General features: G+C 43.6%; 18 protein-coding genes. 7 read left to right on the plus strand and 11 right to left on the minus strand.

Translation table 11 applies throughout. From position 1 onward, the window contains the following. Window positions 1–73: 73 nt before the first annotated feature. On the minus strand, window positions 74–811 hold the full coding sequence (gene cmoA / locus OH461_RS02235) for a carboxy-S-adenosyl-L-methionine synthase CmoA (protein ID WP_270019011.1): 738 nt from the start codon (window positions 809–811) through the stop codon (window positions 74–76). A 117-nt stretch (window positions 812–928) separates the two neighbouring features. After that, complete coding sequence (locus tag OH461_RS02240) at window positions 929–1,810, minus strand: DUF72 domain-containing protein (protein ID WP_270019840.1); 882 nt, start codon at window positions 1,808–1,810, stop codon at window positions 929–931. Window positions 1,811–2,084: 274 nt separating this feature from the next. Between OH461_RS02240 and aspS the strand changes: the two genes are divergently transcribed. Beyond that, window positions 2,085–3,875 carry an aspartate--tRNA ligase gene (aspS, locus tag OH461_RS02245; RefSeq protein ID WP_270019012.1) on the plus strand — a complete coding sequence of 597 codons (1,791 nt, stop codon included), beginning with the start codon at window positions 2,085–2,087 and terminating at the stop codon, window positions 3,873–3,875. An 86-nt stretch (window positions 3,876–3,961) separates the two neighbouring features. On the opposite strand, the gene OH461_RS02250 is transcribed toward aspS, so the two are convergent. The 3 genes from OH461_RS02250 to OH461_RS02260 all read right to left on the minus strand — a co-directional run bounded on the left by OH461_RS02250 (window position 3,962) and on the right by OH461_RS02260 (window position 6,041). Next, window positions 3,962–4,375 carry a BLUF domain-containing protein gene (locus tag OH461_RS02250; protein WP_270019013.1) on the minus strand — a complete coding sequence of 138 codons (414 nt, stop codon included), beginning with the start codon at window positions 4,373–4,375 and terminating at the stop codon, window positions 3,962–3,964. Continuing rightward, on the minus strand, window positions 4,372–5,097 hold the full coding sequence (locus OH461_RS02255) for a GGDEF domain-containing protein (protein WP_270019014.1): 726 nt from the start codon (window positions 5,095–5,097) through the stop codon (window positions 4,372–4,374). Before OH461_RS02255 ends, OH461_RS02250 begins: the two co-directional genes overlap by 4 nt. Window positions 5,098–5,354: 257 nt before the next feature. Beyond that, window positions 5,355–6,041, minus strand: coding sequence for a pseudouridine synthase (locus OH461_RS02260; RefSeq protein WP_270019015.1), 687 nt, complete (start codon window positions 6,039–6,041; stop codon window positions 5,355–5,357). Between the two features lie 289 nt (window positions 6,042–6,330). On the opposite strand from OH461_RS02260, the gene OH461_RS02265 reads away from it, so the two are divergent. Further along, window positions 6,331–8,556: an NADP-dependent isocitrate dehydrogenase gene (locus OH461_RS02265; RefSeq protein WP_270019016.1), complete on the plus strand. Its 2,226-nt coding sequence runs from the start codon at window positions 6,331–6,333 to the stop codon at window positions 8,554–8,556. Between the two features lie 63 nt (window positions 8,557–8,619). On the opposite strand, the gene cspD is transcribed toward OH461_RS02265, so the two are convergent. Continuing rightward, window positions 8,620–8,841, minus strand: a complete 222-nt coding sequence (gene cspD / locus OH461_RS02270) for a cold shock domain-containing protein CspD (protein WP_260258841.1) — start codon at window positions 8,839–8,841, stop codon at window positions 8,620–8,622. Window positions 8,842–9,304: 463 nt separating this feature from the next. Here cspD and clpS point away from each other — a divergent pair, with 463 nt between their 5' ends. The 3 genes from clpS (at window position 9,305) to OH461_RS02285 (ending at window position 12,688) form a co-directional block, all read left to right on the plus strand. Further along, complete coding sequence (clpS, locus tag OH461_RS02275; RefSeq protein ID WP_260258840.1) at window positions 9,305–9,625, plus strand: ATP-dependent Clp protease adapter ClpS; 321 nt, start codon at window positions 9,305–9,307, stop codon at window positions 9,623–9,625. Between the two features lie 44 nt (window positions 9,626–9,669). Beyond that, the gene (clpA, locus tag OH461_RS02280) at window positions 9,670–11,940 is read left to right on the plus strand and encodes an ATP-dependent Clp protease ATP-binding subunit ClpA (protein ID WP_270019017.1); all 2,271 of its coding nucleotides are present in this window, start codon (window positions 9,670–9,672) and stop codon (window positions 11,938–11,940) included. A 199-nt stretch (window positions 11,941–12,139) separates the two neighbouring features. Next, window positions 12,140–12,688: a hypothetical protein gene (locus OH461_RS02285; protein ID WP_270019018.1), complete on the plus strand. Its 549-nt coding sequence runs from the start codon at window positions 12,140–12,142 to the stop codon at window positions 12,686–12,688. Window positions 12,689–12,724: 36 nt separating this feature from the next. Here OH461_RS02285 and OH461_RS02290 read toward each other — a convergent pair whose 3' ends face one another. Genes OH461_RS02290 through OH461_RS02300 form a run of 3 tightly spaced genes read right to left on the minus strand, consistent with a single transcriptional unit; the run spans window position 12,725 to window position 15,099 of the window. After that, window positions 12,725–13,366: a YdcF family protein gene (locus OH461_RS02290; protein ID WP_270019842.1), complete on the minus strand. Its 642-nt coding sequence runs from the start codon at window positions 13,364–13,366 to the stop codon at window positions 12,725–12,727. Between the two features lie 4 nt (window positions 13,367–13,370). Continuing rightward, window positions 13,371–14,192 (minus strand): NAD(P)H-binding protein, encoded by an 822-nt coding sequence (locus OH461_RS02295; protein WP_270019019.1) that lies wholly within the window; start codon window positions 14,190–14,192, stop codon window positions 13,371–13,373. Window positions 14,193–14,208: 16 nt separating this feature from the next. Continuing rightward, the gene (locus tag OH461_RS02300) at window positions 14,209–15,099 is read right to left on the minus strand and encodes a LysR family transcriptional regulator (protein WP_270019020.1); all 891 of its coding nucleotides are present in this window, start codon (window positions 15,097–15,099) and stop codon (window positions 14,209–14,211) included. Window positions 15,100–15,189: 90 nt separating this feature from the next. On the opposite strand from OH461_RS02300, the gene OH461_RS02305 reads away from it, so the two are divergent. Next, complete coding sequence (locus OH461_RS02305; RefSeq protein WP_270019843.1) at window positions 15,190–15,618, plus strand: PACE efflux transporter; 429 nt, start codon at window positions 15,190–15,192, stop codon at window positions 15,616–15,618. A 55-nt stretch (window positions 15,619–15,673) separates the two neighbouring features. Here OH461_RS02305 and OH461_RS02310 read toward each other — a convergent pair whose 3' ends face one another. Beyond that, window positions 15,674–15,904 carry a TIGR02647 family protein gene (locus OH461_RS02310; RefSeq protein WP_270019021.1) on the minus strand — a complete coding sequence of 77 codons (231 nt, stop codon included), beginning with the start codon at window positions 15,902–15,904 and terminating at the stop codon, window positions 15,674–15,676. Window positions 15,905–16,288: 384 nt separating this feature from the next. Here OH461_RS02310 and focA point away from each other — a divergent pair, with 384 nt between their 5' ends. Further along, complete coding sequence (focA, locus tag OH461_RS02315; protein ID WP_270019022.1) at window positions 16,289–17,146, plus strand: formate transporter FocA; 858 nt, start codon at window positions 16,289–16,291, stop codon at window positions 17,144–17,146. A 33-nt stretch (window positions 17,147–17,179) separates the two neighbouring features. Here focA and OH461_RS02320 read toward each other — a convergent pair whose 3' ends face one another. Next, window positions 17,180–17,341: a hypothetical protein gene (locus tag OH461_RS02320; protein ID WP_270019023.1), complete on the minus strand. Its 162-nt coding sequence runs from the start codon at window positions 17,339–17,341 to the stop codon at window positions 17,180–17,182. Window positions 17,342–17,526 lie beyond the last annotated feature (185 nt).

Genomic DNA, 17,526 nt, shown 5'->3' on the forward strand with positions numbered 1-17,526 from the left:
TTGTGTAAAAGTGTCATCTTGCGTTTCCCCTCCATTTGGGAAACAGGTTACGTCATGTGCTTTTGAGTTGCGATTATTTAATCGCAAACATTGAACCGAAGTTAAAGCACTGGAACCAAACATCAAAGCTAGTAAAGCCGATTTTAGCAAAGCGTTCTTTGTGTTCTTTTTTAGAATCTGGGCGCATTACGTTTTCAATCGCGCTGCGTTTTTGGCTGATCTCTAGCTCGCTGTAGCCATTTGCTCGTTTGAAATCGTGGTGAAGATCGATCAAAAGCTCATTCGATACTTGGTCTTCAAATACATATTTTTCAGATAAAATAAGAATGCCACCCGGACGCAGACCAGCGTAGATCTTTTCAAGTAGGATGTAACGGTCTTCAGGTGATAGAAATTGCAATGTGAAGTTTAGTACCACGACAGAAGCATTTTCGATCTCGATGTTACGAATATCGGCTTCCACTACATTGACCGGGGTATCGCTGCGGTAAGCGTTAACGTGCAATTTGCAACGCTCAACCATAGCCGATGAGTTATCGACGGCAATGATTTGGCAACCTTCTTGGTTAATATGACGGCGCATAGAAAGCGTCGCAGCCCCTAATGAGCAACCAAGATCATACACATTGCTGTGTGGCTTAACGAAACGCTCTGCCAACATACCAATCGCAGAGATAATGTTACTGTAGCCCGGGACAGAACGTTGAATCATATCCGGGAAAACTTCCGCCACACGTTCATCAAACGTGAAATCACCAATTTTGTCGATTGGCGCCGAAAAAATGGTATCTGGATTGCTTTTTGGATTCATAACTCGTTTCTCATTCTGCCTAGCGATTTTCGCTGGGCGACAGACATTAAAAAAGGCGCGTATTTTAAGAGAAAAACCGCGCCATGTCATGCTTTATACCTAAGCCTGTCACTTTGGTTAAAATATGCTGATTTGATTGTTGCCCGCATGAGCTGGAAATTCAGCTAAATCGGGCAGGGCAGTCTGCTGCTGTAGCTGCTGGTAGAGTTGCAACGCAAGCTCTGGCGCGACGACATTATCAGATGTGTGGATCATCACATAAGGGGTTAAGCCTTGCTCAATCCAATGGGGTAATTTGCTTAGCCATGGTTTGAAGAATGCGATGTTTTGCGCAGCTTCTGGGTAGCCAATAAATCGAATCATGGGCTGCTTCGCTGTCGCGATGGCATGTACGGGTACACGAGGTTTCTTTTGTTGTGCATCAAGCAAGGACTCATAGTGAGGATGGCTTGGCTTAGCGACTTCAGAAAATACTGGGCGGCTATCCATAATGATGCGGTCATAGCCTTTTTCAATCAGCCATTGGTTGAGTGCTTTTTCCGCCTCTCCTTTGGCAAAAAACTCTGGGTGTCGAACCTCAACCCCAATTGGGAAACCGGGCGGAAACAGCTCACAGAAACGTTTTAGCTGAGGGAGGTGTTCGGGGCCAAATGCAGCAGGTAATTGAATGGTCCACTGACCTATTCTGTCATGCAGTGGCGCCATGATTAGCATGAACTCTTTCAGTTGCGCTTGGCAACCGCGCAACATTTGTTGGTGGGTAATGGCTTTTGGCAGTTTAAAGGTAAATTTAAACTGTTCATGAGTTGCGTCTTTCCAGTTTTTTACCGTTTGACCATTAGGCGTTGCGTAGAAAGTGGTATTGCCTTCAACGGTATGAAACACCTGTGCGTATTTGGCTAATCTTTCTGCAGGCTTAGTGCCCGAGCCATAAAAGCCTTGTTGCCAGTTGTTGTGTGACCACATGGTCAAGCCTAGTCGAAGTGGTAAAGAGTCCATCATAAGTTAGCCATCAATTTCCCTGCGTATACTCTACGAGAGTTTTGTAGATTGGAACAGTTTCGAGCTATAATCGCGCCAACTTTTCTTGCTCGGGTTAGTTTTTTGAACACTTGTTGTGCTAAAAAACGTCAAAGCAAGATAAATCGCAATAAATTGTATGTTGAATGGTCGATTTTCCATGACTTTCAGCGTATAAATGGAACTTTGATCTGTCGGAAAAAGATGTTCGGCAGATGGTATTAACAATATTAGAGAGATTGGGAATTTCATTATGCGTACCCATTACTGTGGTCACCTGAACAAGTCCCTTGCAGGACAAACTGTAGAACTTTGCGGCTGGGTTAACCGTCGCCGTGATTTAGGCGGTCTTATTTTTATCGATATGCGAGATCGTGAAGGCATCGTTCAGGTAGTTGTTGATCCAGATATGGCAGATGCGTATGAAGTGGCTAACACACTTCGTAATGAATTCTGTATCAAACTAACCGGTGAAGTTCGTGTTCGTCCAGACAGCCAAGTAAACAAAGACATGGCAACGGGTGAAGTTGAGATTCTGGCTAAAGGTCTTGAAATCATCAACCGCAGCGATGTTCTGCCTCTAGACTTCAACCAAAAGAACTCAGAAGAGCAGCGTCTAAAATACCGTTACCTAGACCTACGTCGTCCAGAAATGAGCGATCGCATCAAGCTACGTGCTAAAGCTTCAAGCTTCGTTCGTCGCTTCCTAGATGACAACGGTTTCTTAGACATTGAAACACCAGTACTAACTAAAGCGACGCCAGAAGGCGCACGTGACTACCTAGTACCTAGTCGTGTTCACAAAGGTTCGTTCTACGCGCTTCCTCAATCTCCACAGCTATTCAAACAGCTGCTAATGATGTCTGGTTTCGACCGCTACTACCAAATCGTTAAGTGTTTCCGTGATGAAGACTTGCGTGCTGACCGTCAACCAGAGTTCACTCAGATCGATATCGAAACGTCATTCATGACGGCTGAGCAAGTTCGTGCAACCACTGAAAAGATGGTTCGTGATATGTGGCAAGAGCTTCTAAATGTTGATTTAGGCGAGTTCCCAATCATGCCATTCTCTGAAGCGATGCGTCGTTTCGGTTCTGATAAGCCTGATCTACGTAACCCTCTAGAGCTAGTAGACGTTGCTGATCTAGTAAAAGACGTAGAATTCAAAGTATTCTCTGGCCCTGCGAACGACGAAAAAGGTCGCGTTGCGGTAATTCGTGTACCAGGTGGTGCGTCACTGACTCGTAAGCAAATTGATGGCTACGGTGAGTTTGTCGGCATCTACGGCGCGAAAGGCCTAGCATGGATGAAGGTTAACGACCGTGCAGCAGGCATGGAAGGTATCCAGTCTCCAGTGGCTAAATTCCTAAATGAAGAAGTGATCAACGGTATTCTAGAGCGTACTGGCGCAGAATCTGGCGACATCATTCTATTCGGTGCAGATAAAGCTAATACAGTATCTGAAGCGATGGGTGCACTGCGTCTGAAACTAGGTAATGACCTAGAGCTAACAGACGAAAATGCTTGGGCTCCGCTATGGGTTGTTGACTTCCCAATGTTTGAAGAAGACGACGAAGGCAACCTACACGCAATGCATCACCCATTCACATCTCCTCTAGGTGTGACGGCAGAAGAGCTAAAAGCGAACCCAGCAGCTGCGAACTCTAACGCATACGACATGGTGTTAAACGGCTACGAAGTGGGCGGCGGTTCTGTACGTATCCACAACGCTGAAATGCAATCTGCGGTATTCGATATCCTAGGTATTGAAGCAGACGAGCAACAAGCTAAGTTTGGTTTCCTACTAGACGCACTTAAGTTTGGTACGCCACCACACGCTGGTCTTGCATTCGGTCTTGACCGTCTAGTGATGCTACTTTGTGGCACTGAGAACATTCGTGACGTTATCGCGTTCCCGAAAACAACCAATGCTTCTTGTCTACTCACTGACGCGCCAAGCCTTGCTAACCCAGCAGCGCTTGAAGAGCTAGCAATCGCAGTAACCGCTGCGAAAGACAAAGCAGAAGAAAAAGACGCAGAATAATCATCAGCGTTAAATGAAATTGAAAAAGCCACTTGCTCGCAAGTGGCTTTTTTTATGCAAGTTCTAAGTAGGTGTGCAATATTGGCTTAGCCTGCGCTACTGGCTGTGTGCTCAGTTTTAAATTCGTTAGGGTAGAGGAAAAGGGTGCGCTCTTTGAGGTACTCAAACCACTTTAGTTTGTCGGTTTTCATTAGCATGCTAACCATTTCATCGTCATCAATGTAGACATGGCCCATATCCCATTCTTGATATAAACGCTGTGAAATGTCCGATTCAAGGAGTGTGGTTACATTGGTGTGGCGAGGATCTTGGGAAATCACCGCATAAAGGTCATCTATCTCTTTATCACCCCCTTCGATATATTGAATAAAACCGGAAGAGTGAGACATCAAAAATCCAGTAATACCTAGCCTTGAGTTCTTTTCGATGGCCGCTTTAAGAAGTGAGTTTATGTCGATGTTACCTAGCTTTGAATCACTACTGTAGAGAACGAATTTCATGTTACTTTCCTTTTGTCTTTATACATTAAGGAGTCGGCGACTTTAATTGTTTTAAATAGGTCGAGATCCTCGTTGTATGCCCAGCCCACACTGTACGCAATGTCATCGTCTAGATGGTCGTTGATGCGATTGATAAGTTGATGTGGTTCGATGTGATTTCTCAGCAAAATAATGATGAACTCGTCACCACCGTACCTAAACACTAAGTCATTAATACGGACACTGTGTTCAAGTGCCGCTGAGAAAGATTTGAGAACGCGATTACCATAATCGTGCCCATAGGTATCGTTGATCAGTTTGAAACCATCTAAGTCAAAGAAGAAGCACTGGAAGTGCTCCTTGGAGAGTCGTTCTTCGAGTGATTTGAGGTAATTAAAGGTCAGTGCACCAGTCAGATTATCTTTCATGGTGATGTCTTTCATTATACTGGTGTTGAATCGCAGCAGTTCAATGTATTTGATTCCCATGTTGCGATAGGTATTCGCATCGACATCCAAATCAAAAGCAAACTTGGCCGAATGGTAAATAATGTCGATTTTTTTATCGATAGTTCTATTAGTAATTTCGTGTTGGTCAACGAGTTTGTTGTGACTTTCTTTGTCACTTAATAAGTAGCAAAGAATATCGTAGGAATAGCAAATATCGTTGAGCTCAATATCCTCTATATTTCCTTGAAGATACTCCTTGATCATTGAACATTGTCTGATTAATTGGTTGTTCATTTTCGTTGTTAGAGTAGTGCGATCCGTTACACGTCTAGTAGCACAATTATTGCGCACTTAGTTGAGTATAGTAGAGAGACGAGCTATAGAAAGAGATTATTTTTGAGACAAAAGCTTGCTTAGAGTAAATGGCCAATTGGTTAAGCTGTTAATGGATAATTGACTGTCGATAAGCAGGAAAATATAAGAGTTGGACTTAATATAATGATGCCGCATGATATTACGCGGCATCTTGTGAGGCTTTTAAGTTAGAAAGCTTAGATTTTGATTTCTCGCCATTGCCCGGGTTGAAGATCACCAAGTTTTATCTCCCCCATTGAATAGCGGATTAAGCGTAACGTAGGGTAGCCGATATTTGCGGTCATGCGGCGTACTTGTCGGTTGCGACCTTCAATAATAGTGATAGCTAACCAAGTGGTCGGAATGTTGGCACGAAAACGCACAGGAGGAGTGCGTTCCCAAATTTGTGGTTGTTCGATGACTTCGACTTTAGCGGGTAAGGTCATGCCATCTTTTAATTCTACACCTTGGCGCAGTTTATCCAGATCTTGCTCGCTTGGCGCGCCATCTACTTGAACCCAATAGGTCTTGGGAGATTTTGATTCAGGTTGGGTAAGCTTGGCTTGTAGAATTCCGTCATTGGTTAATACCATTAGGCCTTCGCTATCACGGTCAAGACGACCTGCCGCATAAACTTCTTTTACTAGAATAAAATCAGCCAGTGTTTTGCGTCCGTCACCATCGGTAAATTGGCTTAACGTATCGAACGGTTTGTTAAAGATGATTACTTTGCGATCTTGTGGCGACACTCGTGGCTTGTTGGATTGCGGCTTTTTCTTTCTGTGAGTAGAAGAGTGCGGTCGGGCAGGGCCATTTCGTTTGAAACGCTTAGCTGGTGGCTTAGAAGATGTATTGGATGACTCACGACGCGAGCGAGGCTGCATGTTAACTACCCTGCAAAAATGTAAATAAAGTGTATGATTTGGTTTAAATAAATTCGGCTTTAAGCTATTATTTGCGCGCCAAAATCTGGATTGGCGCACAAGATAATAGACTATTCTATCGATTTTGTTTAATTATAACGAAACGCTCTCAAGGATGTTGTTGAGTAAACAGCGAAAAAAGAGACACAAAAACGCAGACAAGTGAGGGGATGAAGCAATTAGCTTGTAAGCGACCACATATGCAGAGCCATTCATCCGACCGGCTTTGTAAGAACAATAGGGAAATTTCATGCCTACAGAAAAACCTACAATCATTTACACCATCACTGATGAAGCGCCAGCATTAGCAACGTATTCGCTACTTCCGATTATTCAATCGTTTACGGCTTCTTCAGGTATTGATGTTGATACTCGTGATATCTCTCTAGCAGGGCGAATCATCGCCAACTTCCCAGAACATCTAACAGAAGAACAACGTATTGGCGACGCACTTGCTGAGCTAGGCGAGTTAGCAAAAACACCACAAGCAAATATCATTAAGCTACCGAATATTTCAGCATCAGTTCCACAGCTAAAAGCGGCGATCAAAGAACTCCAAGATAAAGGCTTTAACCTACCAAATTACCCGGAAGAGCCAAGCACTTACGAAGAAGAAGCAATTAAAGCGACTTACGACAAAATTAAAGGTAGTGCGGTTAACCCAGTGCTTCGTGAAGGTAACTCAGACCGTCGAGCGCCACTTTCAGTTAAAAACTACGCGAAGAAAAACCCACACTCAATGGGTGCATGGGCAGCAGATTCTAAGTCACATGTTTCTAGCATGTCTGACAGTGACTTCTTTGGTAGTGAAAAATCACACACCGTTTCTGGTGAAACCAAAGTTAAAATTGAATTTGTTGGTGCAGATGGTTCATCTAAAGAACTGAAAGCACCTTTCGCACTGCAAGATAAAGAGATTATCGATTGTTCAGTGATGAACAAAAAAGCGTTAGTTGCGTTTTTTGAACAAGAAATAGCGGACGCGAAAGAGAAGGATGTTTTACTTTCTCTGCACATGAAAGCGACCATGATGAAAGTGTCAGATCCAGTTATTTTCGGGCACGCCGTTAAGGTTTACTACAAAGACGTATTTGCAAAGTACGGTGAGCTATTTGACAAGCTAGGTGTGGATGTAAACAACGGTATTGGTGATGTTTACGCGAAAATTGCTAGCCTGCCAGCAGCACAAAAAGCTGAAATTGAAGCCGCACTGCAAGCGGTATACGAAACTCAGCCTCCATTGGCAATGGTAGATTCTGATCGCGGTATTACTAACCTTCATGTACCGAGTGACATCATTGTTGATGCGTCAATGCCAGCAATGCTTCGTGCGTCGGGTCAAATGTGGGGCCCAGATGGTAAGCAGAAAGATACTAAGGCCATGATCCCAGATCGTAGCTATGCCGGAATCTATCAGGCTGTGATTGATTTCTGTAAAGAGAATGGCGCATTTGACCCTACTACTATGGGTAGTGTGCCAAACGTTGGCCTAATGGCTCAAAAAGCAGAAGAATATGGCTCTCACGATAAAACCTTTATTCTTGATGCCGCGGGTACGGTTCGTGTGGTTGATGCATCGGGTGCAGTGCTACTTGAGCAAGCCGTAGAGGAAGGCGATATCTTCCGTATGTGTCAGGTGAAAGATGCGCCAATTCAAGACTGGGTGAAACTAGCGGTAACGCGCGCTCGTGCAACAGGTGTACCAGCAGTATTCTGGTTGGATGAAAGCCGTGCTCATGATGCGCAGCTTATCCAAAAAGTTAATGCTTACTTACCGGATTACGATACGGCTGGGCTTGAGATTAAGATCCTTGCACCACTTGAAGCGTGTAAGTTCTCTCTAGAGCGTATTAAGCGTGGCGAAGACACTATCTCTGTTACGGGTAACGTATTGCGTGACTACCTCACGGATTTATTCCCGATTTTAGAGCTTGGTACGTCAGCGAAAATGCTATCGATTGTCCCACTTATGAATGGTGGTGGTCTGTTTGAAACTGGCGCTGGTGGTTCTGCACCTAAGCACGTTCAACAAGTTGAAAAAGAAAACCATCTTCGTTGGGACTCGCTCGGTGAATTCTTAGCTTTAGCAGCATCGCTAGAGCACCTGAGCACGGTAACAGGCAATGCTAAAGCTCAAGTATTGGCTGACGCACTGGATAAAGCGACGGGTGAGTTCTTGGATAACAACAAATCACCATCACGCAAAGTGGGTGAGTTGGACAACCGTGGTAGCCATTACTACCTAGCGACTTATTGGGCACAAGCACTGGCGGCGCAAACTGCAGATGCAGATTTAGCTGCTGAGTTCGCACCAATTGCACAAGCTCTTGCATCAAAAGAAGATGCAATCGTTGCTGAGCTAAACGGCGCGCAAGGTGTTGTGGGTGATTTAGGTGGTTACTACGCACCGGTATTTGATAAAGCCGCACCACTGATGCGTCCAAGTGAGACACTTAACGCCATCATTAACGGTTAATCAAAGCTTAAAATGAACAAACCCGCCGAAAGGCGGGTTTTTTGTTTCGACATTGGCAGCGATTTATTTAGCTGGCATTGCTTCCAGCGGTGTTACTACACTAGCGTGGTATCCTTTAGGACCTTCTTCTACTTCGAAAAATACTTGTTGACCAGCTTTCAGTGTACGGTAGCCGTCCATTTGGATTGTGGAGTAGTGAGCGAAAACGTCACTGTCGTCACCTTCTGCGCAAATGAAACCAAATCCTTTGGCATTGTTAAACCATTTTACTGTACCTGTAGCCATGCTATACATCCCTCATGCATTTTGTTTACTGATGTTGTTAACTCAACAACACTCCTGTGCTGTTGATGAATTAGTGAATAACAATTCAGGCGCTGCCAAATTTTTAGTCACTATTTGACCAATGTAGTCAATGATTAGGGACAGTCAATAGTAAAAAGGTATTACTTACTAATTATTTACAAACAAAATCATTCCAAAGTTTACATATTTGTAACTGATTTCACTATTTGCTTAAGAAAAACTGAATAATTTTAGGGTGATTTGATGTGTTTTTAATCAGTTGTCATGTATTTGCCGCGAGATAGAAATCTTTTATTTGCAGCGATACAATTGCTGCATTAGTCTCTAAGTATGGGCTTTGAAATGCTTGGGCTTTTTTTACTCTTACTAGAGTTCTATCCAATATTTCCGTACGGTGAAGTGTTAAAATTAAACACAGTTACTTTCTAAACAATGATTAATCATGAGCAAGCATTTTGAATGGGTAACTCCAGACTCAGATCTACTGGAGTTAGAGAAAACAGAAGTTAAACCGCCATCTTTGTATCACGTTATCTTGAATAATGATGACTACACACCGATGGATTTTGTTATCGAGATTCTAGAGCGATTTTTCTCTATGGATATCGATCAAGCGACACAAGTTATGCTCAAGGTTCACTACGAAGGGAAGGCCATTTGTGGCACTTTCACTGCGGAAGTGGCAGAAACCAAAGTAGCGCAAGTTACTATGTATTCAAGGGAAAATGAGCACCCACTGCTTTGCACTATGGAGCAAGCTTAGCGCTTGTCCGAACAACCCTTTAGTTGTTCTTTGAGGAGGTCCTTATGCTGAATAAAGAATTAGAATCGAGTCTCAACGGCGCGTTTGCCCGTGCACGAGACAAAAGACATGAGTTTATGACCGTCGAGCACCTCCTACTAGCCTTGCTAGAGAATGATGCCGCGCGAGATGCACTGACTGCGTGCCAAGCTGATATAGACGCCTTGCGTAATGAGCTAGACGTATTTATTGATCAAACAACTCCTCTTATCCCAGAAAACGACGAAACACGTGAAACTCAACCAACTCTTAGCTTTCAAAGAGTGCTTCAACGTGCCGTTTTCCATGTTCAATCGTCTGGTCGCAGTGAAGTGACAGGCGCCAATGTTTTAGTCGCTATTTTTAGTGAACAAGAATCGCACGCAGCGTATTTGCTGAAAAAGAATGACATTAGCCGTTTAGACATTGTTAACTTTATTTCCCATGGCATTTCTAAAACAAACGGTGAAGCAGAAGACTCATCCTCTGAATCATTCGGTAGTGAAGCGCCAAGTGAAGACAACAGCTCTGAAGAGCGTTTAGAAAGTTTTGCTACAAACCTCAACCAAGTGGCGAAAAAAGGCCAAATCGATCCACTGATTGGTCGAGATAAAGAGCTAGAGCGCACCATTCAAGTGCTTTGTCGCCGCCGTAAAAACAACCCACTATTGGTTGGTGAAGCGGGCGTGGGTAAAACCGCCATTGCCGAAGGTCTCGCTTGGAGAATCGTTGAAGGCCAAGTGCCTGAGATAATCAAAGATAGCATCATTTATTCACTTGATATTGGCTCGCTATTAGCGGGTACAAAATACCGTGGTGATTTTGAGAAGCGCTTTAAAGCCATTCTTAAACAGCTTGAAAAAGAAGAGGATGCGATTCTCTTCATTGATGAAATTCATACCATTATCGGTGCTGGTGCAGCATCTGGTGGTCAAGTCGATGCCGCGAACTTAATTAAACCGCTACTGAGCAGCGGTAAGTTACGCTGTATTGGTTCGACTACTTATCAAGAATACAGCACCATTTTTGAAAAAGAGCGCGCGCTTTCTCGTCGCTTCCAAAAAATTGATGTGGTTGAACCTTCATTAGATGACACCACTAAGATTCTAATTGGTTTGAAACCGAAATATGAAGCGCACCATGAAGTTCGTTACACCAACAAAGCGCTACGTGCAGCAGTAGAGTTGTCAGCGAAATACATTAATGAGCGTCATCTACCTGATAAGGCGATCGATGTTATTGATGAAGCGGGCGCGCGCAGCCGCTTAGCACCTGCAAGCCGTCGTAAGAAAACGGTTGGCGTTGCTGATATTGAAGCTATGGTTGCAAAGATGGCTCGTATCCCTGAAAAATCAGTTTCTTCTACAGACAAAGAGATCCTTCAGTCTCTTGATGAGAAGATGAAAATGCTGGTATTTGGACAAGACAATGCCATCGATGTACTGAGCGAGGCAATCAAACTAACTCGCGCCGGTCTAGGTGCAGACAACAAACCAGTTGGTTCGTTCTTGTTTGCTGGCCCTACAGGTGTGGGTAAAACAGAAGTGACCGTTCAGCTTGCTAAGCTGATGGGTATTGAACTGCTGCGTTTCGATATGTCGGAGTACGGTGAGCGTCACTCAGTAAGTCGCCTAATTGGTGCGCCTCCGGGTTATGTTGGTTACGATCAGGGCGGCTTGTTAACAGATGCAGTGATTAAACATCCGCATTCAGTTGTGCTTCTGGATGAGATTGAAAAAGCGCACCCGGACATTTTTAATTTGCTACTGCAAGTGATGGATAACGGTACTCTAACAGACAACAATGGCCGTAAAGCGGATTTCAGAAACGTTATTCTTGTTATGACAACCAACGCGGGTGTCCAAGAGACTGAGAAGAAATCCATTGGCCTTATCCAGCAGGATCATAGCCATGATGCGATGGCGGAAATTAAGAAAGTCTTTACTCCTGAATTCCGCAATCGTCTGGATAACATCATTTGGTTCAACAGCTTGAGCGAAGATGTTATTCACCAAGTAGTGGACAAGTTCATCGTTGAACTGCAAGCTCAGTTGGATGTTCGTGGCGTATCGCTAGAGATCTCAGATGATGCTCGTAAGTGGCTTGCCGCCAAAGGTTACGACAAAGCAATGGGTGCTCGACCAATGGGACGCGTGATTCAAGATAAGCTCAAAAAACCATTGGCAAACGAATTACTGTTTGGTGAATTGGTCGATGGTGGTACGGTGAAGGTCACTCTGAAGTCAGATAAATTAGAATTTGATTTCATGAATGAGAAAGAAGCCGCAGTGCATTAAGTCGAACTCGATAACGTAAAGCCAGAGCAATTGCTCTGGCTTTTTTGTTTTTGCTCTTAGGTAAAATGTATAACAGCTGTTGTTTTATATGCGACTGATATCTTATTTGGGTGATGAGAATGGATTAGTATCTGGATATCAAATTAATGCTTTTGTATTAATTAACCCCCTAAATATAAAAGCTAAGGAAAGTTATAAAATGAAAAAACTTGCAGCCAGAGTCTTGGTCATTGTTCTCACTTCAGTTGGATTAATTGCGTGTGGCGGTACCCCGCAACAACCTCCTGCGGAAACTGTTACTCTGTCTTCCTCTATAAACGTTAAAGAACTAGATTTAAATCTTACGTTCAAACATACGCCTGAAATTAAGTATCACACTCAAGAGGAGTTAACGTCACTTGTAACATCCTTACTAAAGACAAAGCTTAAAGAAAAACAATTACTGTCTACAGCGCCAGAGGCCGACTCGATTGTGATAAATGTCGAGTATTTCCGTCGATTTTTAGGTGACGCCACTCCACTTCCTAGTGATTCGTTAGCAGCCCCAGAATTTGAGTATCAGATCAAACTAGCACAAGGGCAGGAAATGAAGACTGTAGTGTCTAGAGAGAATTTGGTCTATAAGCCTGGGTTTGCATCTAGTTTGAAGATTATTGGTGGTGGTTTAAGAGACAAAGAAGATGAGCTTCCATTTGTTGAGGCTTTAGTAAATACCCTCATTGATGACATAGAAAAAAATTCAAACTAAAAGTAGAAGCCAGAGCAATTGCTCTGGCTTTTTTCATCATCGATAGGCGGAAAGTCGTGAAGAAATGAACTGATAGGACTCTTCTACATCATCCGGAATGGGTTGCTCTATCTGAAATCCTCTCTCTGGGTATATTTTAATGCGCTCAAAGTCGCCTAACATTGCTTCCAACGCCATACACAAATCAATATCTTCATTGAAGTAATCAACGAAAGACAAAGCAGGAGAAGTGACGGTGGCACTTTCGATAGCATTTGGCCACTGCTTCATAAACGTCGCGTAGGCACGGCGCTCCATATAAGGCTTTTGAACTAAGATAAAGCGTTGAAAATCGAGCTTAAGCTTTCCTAATACTTGTGCAGTGAGCGTGACATTTTCTCCGCTGTTGGTTGCTTGGTTTTCAATAATGATTTTATTTGCAGGGACACCGAGATCTTTGGCGATGGCCGCAAATGTTTCGGCCTCTGTTTGATCGAATACCCCTTCAGTTAAGCGGCCAAAACCACCAGAGAATATGAGGTACTCAGCCATGCCTTGATGGTATAGGTCAATTGCATGTTCAGCTACGCGAGGATCATTGCTACCTAATACGAAAATACAGTCTGCTTTCTCGATTTGGTGGTTTAGCTGCATGTACTGCCATAAGTTTTCTATATGCTTGAACAGACGCATCTTGATGCCCTCAAATGGTTTCTAACGTATGTTGAAAGTGGAATCGATAGCCATGTGCGATGGCTTTATCGGCAATGATTCGTTTGTCGGCCTGAGCCACCGTGGCTGGAAGCGAATCTTCACTTTGTACTCGCTCTAGCGCGGCTTGATAAAACTCGGCTTTATTCGTCGTGTTTGGTGTTGTGGCATTGATGATTTGCTTATTGAAATGGGACGCGGCAAATACAGAGATACCAATTGCATCATTGAGATGCAGCATGTTAGCGGGGGCTTGCGTACTGACCTGACGTAGCTTGTTCACAAAGCGAGAAGGGTGGCGGTTTGGGCCAATAAGGCCGCTACAGCGAATGATGGCGTAGTCTATGCCACTATCCATTAAGTGTTGTTCCGCTAGTAGCATCACTCGGGCATTGTCAGAAAAGCTTGGATTGCTAATGGCTTTATCTAAGCTAGCGTCGTCTTCGGTCATCTCTTTGGCAAGGTTAGGGTAAACCGTGGTTGAGCTGATCATAATGATCTTTTCTACCTGGTTGGTTTTCGCTGCTGAGACCAATTTTTGCCAATGCTGAGCGTATTGGTCACCATTACCTTTACGAAATCCCGGAGGAAAGCAGCCAAAGAGCAGGTCGGCTTTGAGCGAAGCTAAGGTATTGGCGACATCTTCCAACGAATGGTCAAGATTGAGTAACGTCGATTTTAAGCCCGATTGCGCAATCTCATTGCAACCTGATGGCGTTGTACGGGTGGCAACAACCGTGTGGCCCAAGTTAGCTAAGCAATGGCCGAGTGGCTGTCCCAACCAGCCCGCGCCAACAATGACGATATTTTTCATTTATTTACTCCAATCCCTATAGCGATACTTCATTATGAAGCCTAGTTAATTGGTTACGCAAACACTTGTGTGCGGTGCAGTTACTGACACTTTGATGCTGTACTACGTCGATATTGGCGTGCCACGTAAGGTTTTCGAAATCAGACTTTACTTGTATCAGTTGGCCGCTTTCTAGTGCGGGCTGAGCAATATGGATTGGCAGCATCCCCCAACCAAAACCGTTGCTGATTAACTCTAGTGAGACATAGTGACTATCGGCATACCAAACGTCTGGGCTATGTGCTTTTTGAAAGCTGCTAGTTTCGTTGGATTTAGAACGAATCACGATTTGCCGATGCAGCCTCAAAGTATCGAGGTGAGGAATGGTGAGTGAGGCGAGTGGGTGATGCTTCGCAACGTAGACATCGAATATGACGTTACCTAAGCCTTCAAAATCTAGCGACTCATCTAAGCTTGCTTCGCTAAACATGATTCCCATTGTTGCTCGTTTATTTCTGACTAACTGAAGAATATCAATACTGGATGCACTCAAACATTCGAAATGGATCATCGGAAACTGCTCGCTCACACTTTGCAGCGCAACGGATAACTGCGTCATCGGAATACCTTCATCGATGGCCAAAGTAATGTCTTGATATTGCCGACCATCAAGTTGATGCGCGCAGTTGATCAACCGCTTATGTTGGATAACAGCAGCTTTAGCGTGCGGTAGAAGCTGCTGGCCTTGATGGGTCAACAACGGGTAGCGCCCAGACCGATCAAATAACTCATAGCCGCAGTCTATTTCCATATTGATTATATGTTGGCTAATGGCGGATTGAACCTTACCCAACTTTCGTGCTGCGGCGGAAAATGAACCTTGCTCGACGGTTTGGATGAACGCATCTAATTGCTCAATACTAAACATATCATTTTTACTGATGGTATCTGACTTTTTAGTATCTTATATCTCGATGATAATAGCGTCTATTGATAGAGCATAATTTAGAGAACTATGATGCAAACAAAAGAAAGAATCTTCCATGCCATTACATTTGAAGCATTGGCGTTAGCCATAATCATCCCATCGGCGGCAGTTATTACCGGTAAAGCGACAGGATCGCTTGCTATTGTGGGGATTGGTTTGAGCCTTTTTACCGTCGTGTGGAACTACTTTTACAACATTGGTTTTGACCGCTGGTTTGGTCATGATCGCGTTAATCGTTCATTGAAGTTAAGAGTGGGGCATACGTTTGGATTTGAAGGTGGTTTAATTTTCCTTACTGTGCCAACCATTGCGTGGTTTTTGCAGATTTCAATTGGGTCTGCTTTGATGCTTGAAGCAGGGTTCTTGGTATTTTTCTTCTTTTACGCGACGGGGTTTAATTGGTGTTATGACCGATTGCAGCCTTATAAGTGGATGTTTGCGAATAGAACAGAGGCTTAAGAGAACTGTTCAACAAAAAAGAGCACCGCATGCGGTGCTCTTTTTGTGGTGTCTATTACTTTAATACGCGAAGAATTTTGTCTGCGTGTTCTGCGACTTCGATACCCTCATCAGTCAGGTAGCCGCCATCAGGCAATGTACATAGTCCTTTTTCGTAGAGTTTTTTTACGGCTTGCTGCATTTCTTCTGATGCATCGTTGTGCACCTTAATGCCAGTTGCGGAGCTACTAATATCGAATTGCAGTAGCAAGTTGAGTTCAGAAAGATGTTCTGGCAAGTATTTCATAAGAGATTCCTTATTTTGTCTTCCTATCCAAAGTACTGCGAACGACAGCGTTCGACAATGTTGATATGAGAGAAGTGTTAGCTAATGCAAAAAAGCAGATTTTTGCATAAAAATCGCTTTTAATATGAAAAATTAGCCTAATGAGTTTAAAGTGCAAACTTCTAAAAATGAGATTTTAAATAAGCAATTGAATATATTGGTTTTTGCTGCTGTTTGGCATGAGTCGTTTAGGTATTTTGATAGCAATGTCCTCGTCGATAACTCCAGTTTGTCTTCTCATAAAAAACATTTTTAGTTAACGACAAAATTAGTGCTTGAATAAATGCTGAATACGAGTGATTATCCGCGCCCTCCTATTCACTTGTTTCAAAATGTTACACTAACATGAACCTTAACCAATTTGACTCATTGCTACCGCCGCAAATGGCTGAGCGCGCGGCCGAAATCGGCCTTGGTAAAGCAACTAAAGACCCGGTTAAATCTTTTCTTCTCGCGATCTCTGCGGGAATTCATATTGGCATCGCATTTATCTTTTATACCACTGTTACCACGGGCACATCAGAGATGGCTTGGGGCATGACCCGCTTGATTGGTGGTATCGCGTTTAGCTTAGGTCTCATTTTGGTGGTAGTCACCGGCGGTGAGTTGTTTACCAGTTCGGTATTAACATTAGTTGCCAGAGCAAGTGGTAAAATCTCATGGCAGACACTGTTTAAGAACTGGTTTATTGTCTACATCGGTAACGGTATTGGCGCATTGTTGCTTGTGTTATGTATGGTGGTAACTAAGCAATACATGTTCGATCATGGACAAGTTGGCTTGAACGCCATGGCGATTTCTCAGCACAAATTACACCATGGTTTTTTCCAAGCAGTCGCGCTTGGTATTATGTGTAACGTGTTGGTATGTATTGCCGTTTGGATGACATTCAGCGGGCGCACGTTGACCGATAAAATCATGGTGATGATTTTACCTGTCGCTATGTTTGTGTCGGCAGGCTTTGAGCACTGCATTGCCAATATGTTCCAAGTGCCGATGGCGATCGCTATTAAGACGTTTGCTCCAGCAGAGTTTTGGCAAATGACGGGCGCGAATATCGCAGATTACGCCGATTTGAATCTACTGGGCTTTTTGGTTAACAACCTAATACCAGTGACGATAGGTAATATTATTGGTGGCGGTTTGTTTGTAGGTATGTGGTACTGGCTGATTTATCTACGTGACGACCAGCATCTAGCATAGATATTAGGCTCGCCCATGCGAGCCTTTTTATGCTCAGCAGTTGTCCAAGTTGAATTGTCCCTGTTCGAAATACTCATCGTTTAGCTCTGCTGGCTCGACAACTAGCCAGTTCGTTTGATCTTCCTGTTCTAACTCGGTTAGTAGAAAACCATTCGCCATATTTCTACGTGCGATGTTGTGATGTCCCTGTTGCATTTTATCGTCCCTTAATCCGATATGTTGGGAGTGTAAAAAGCAATTCTGACAATTGGATTACAACAGAATGGCGAAATAATGAACGCTTTGATTTGTGGTGGGGCGCGTTTTTACTTTCCTTGTCAGAGTTATCTTCAATACTGTTACAGTGTTATCCACAGATTCTGTGGATAACACCTTACAAA

The sequence above is a fragment of the Vibrio sp. LaRot3 genome (genome assembly GCF_027587025.1).
Lineage (GTDB): Bacteria > Pseudomonadota > Gammaproteobacteria > Enterobacterales > Vibrionaceae > Vibrio.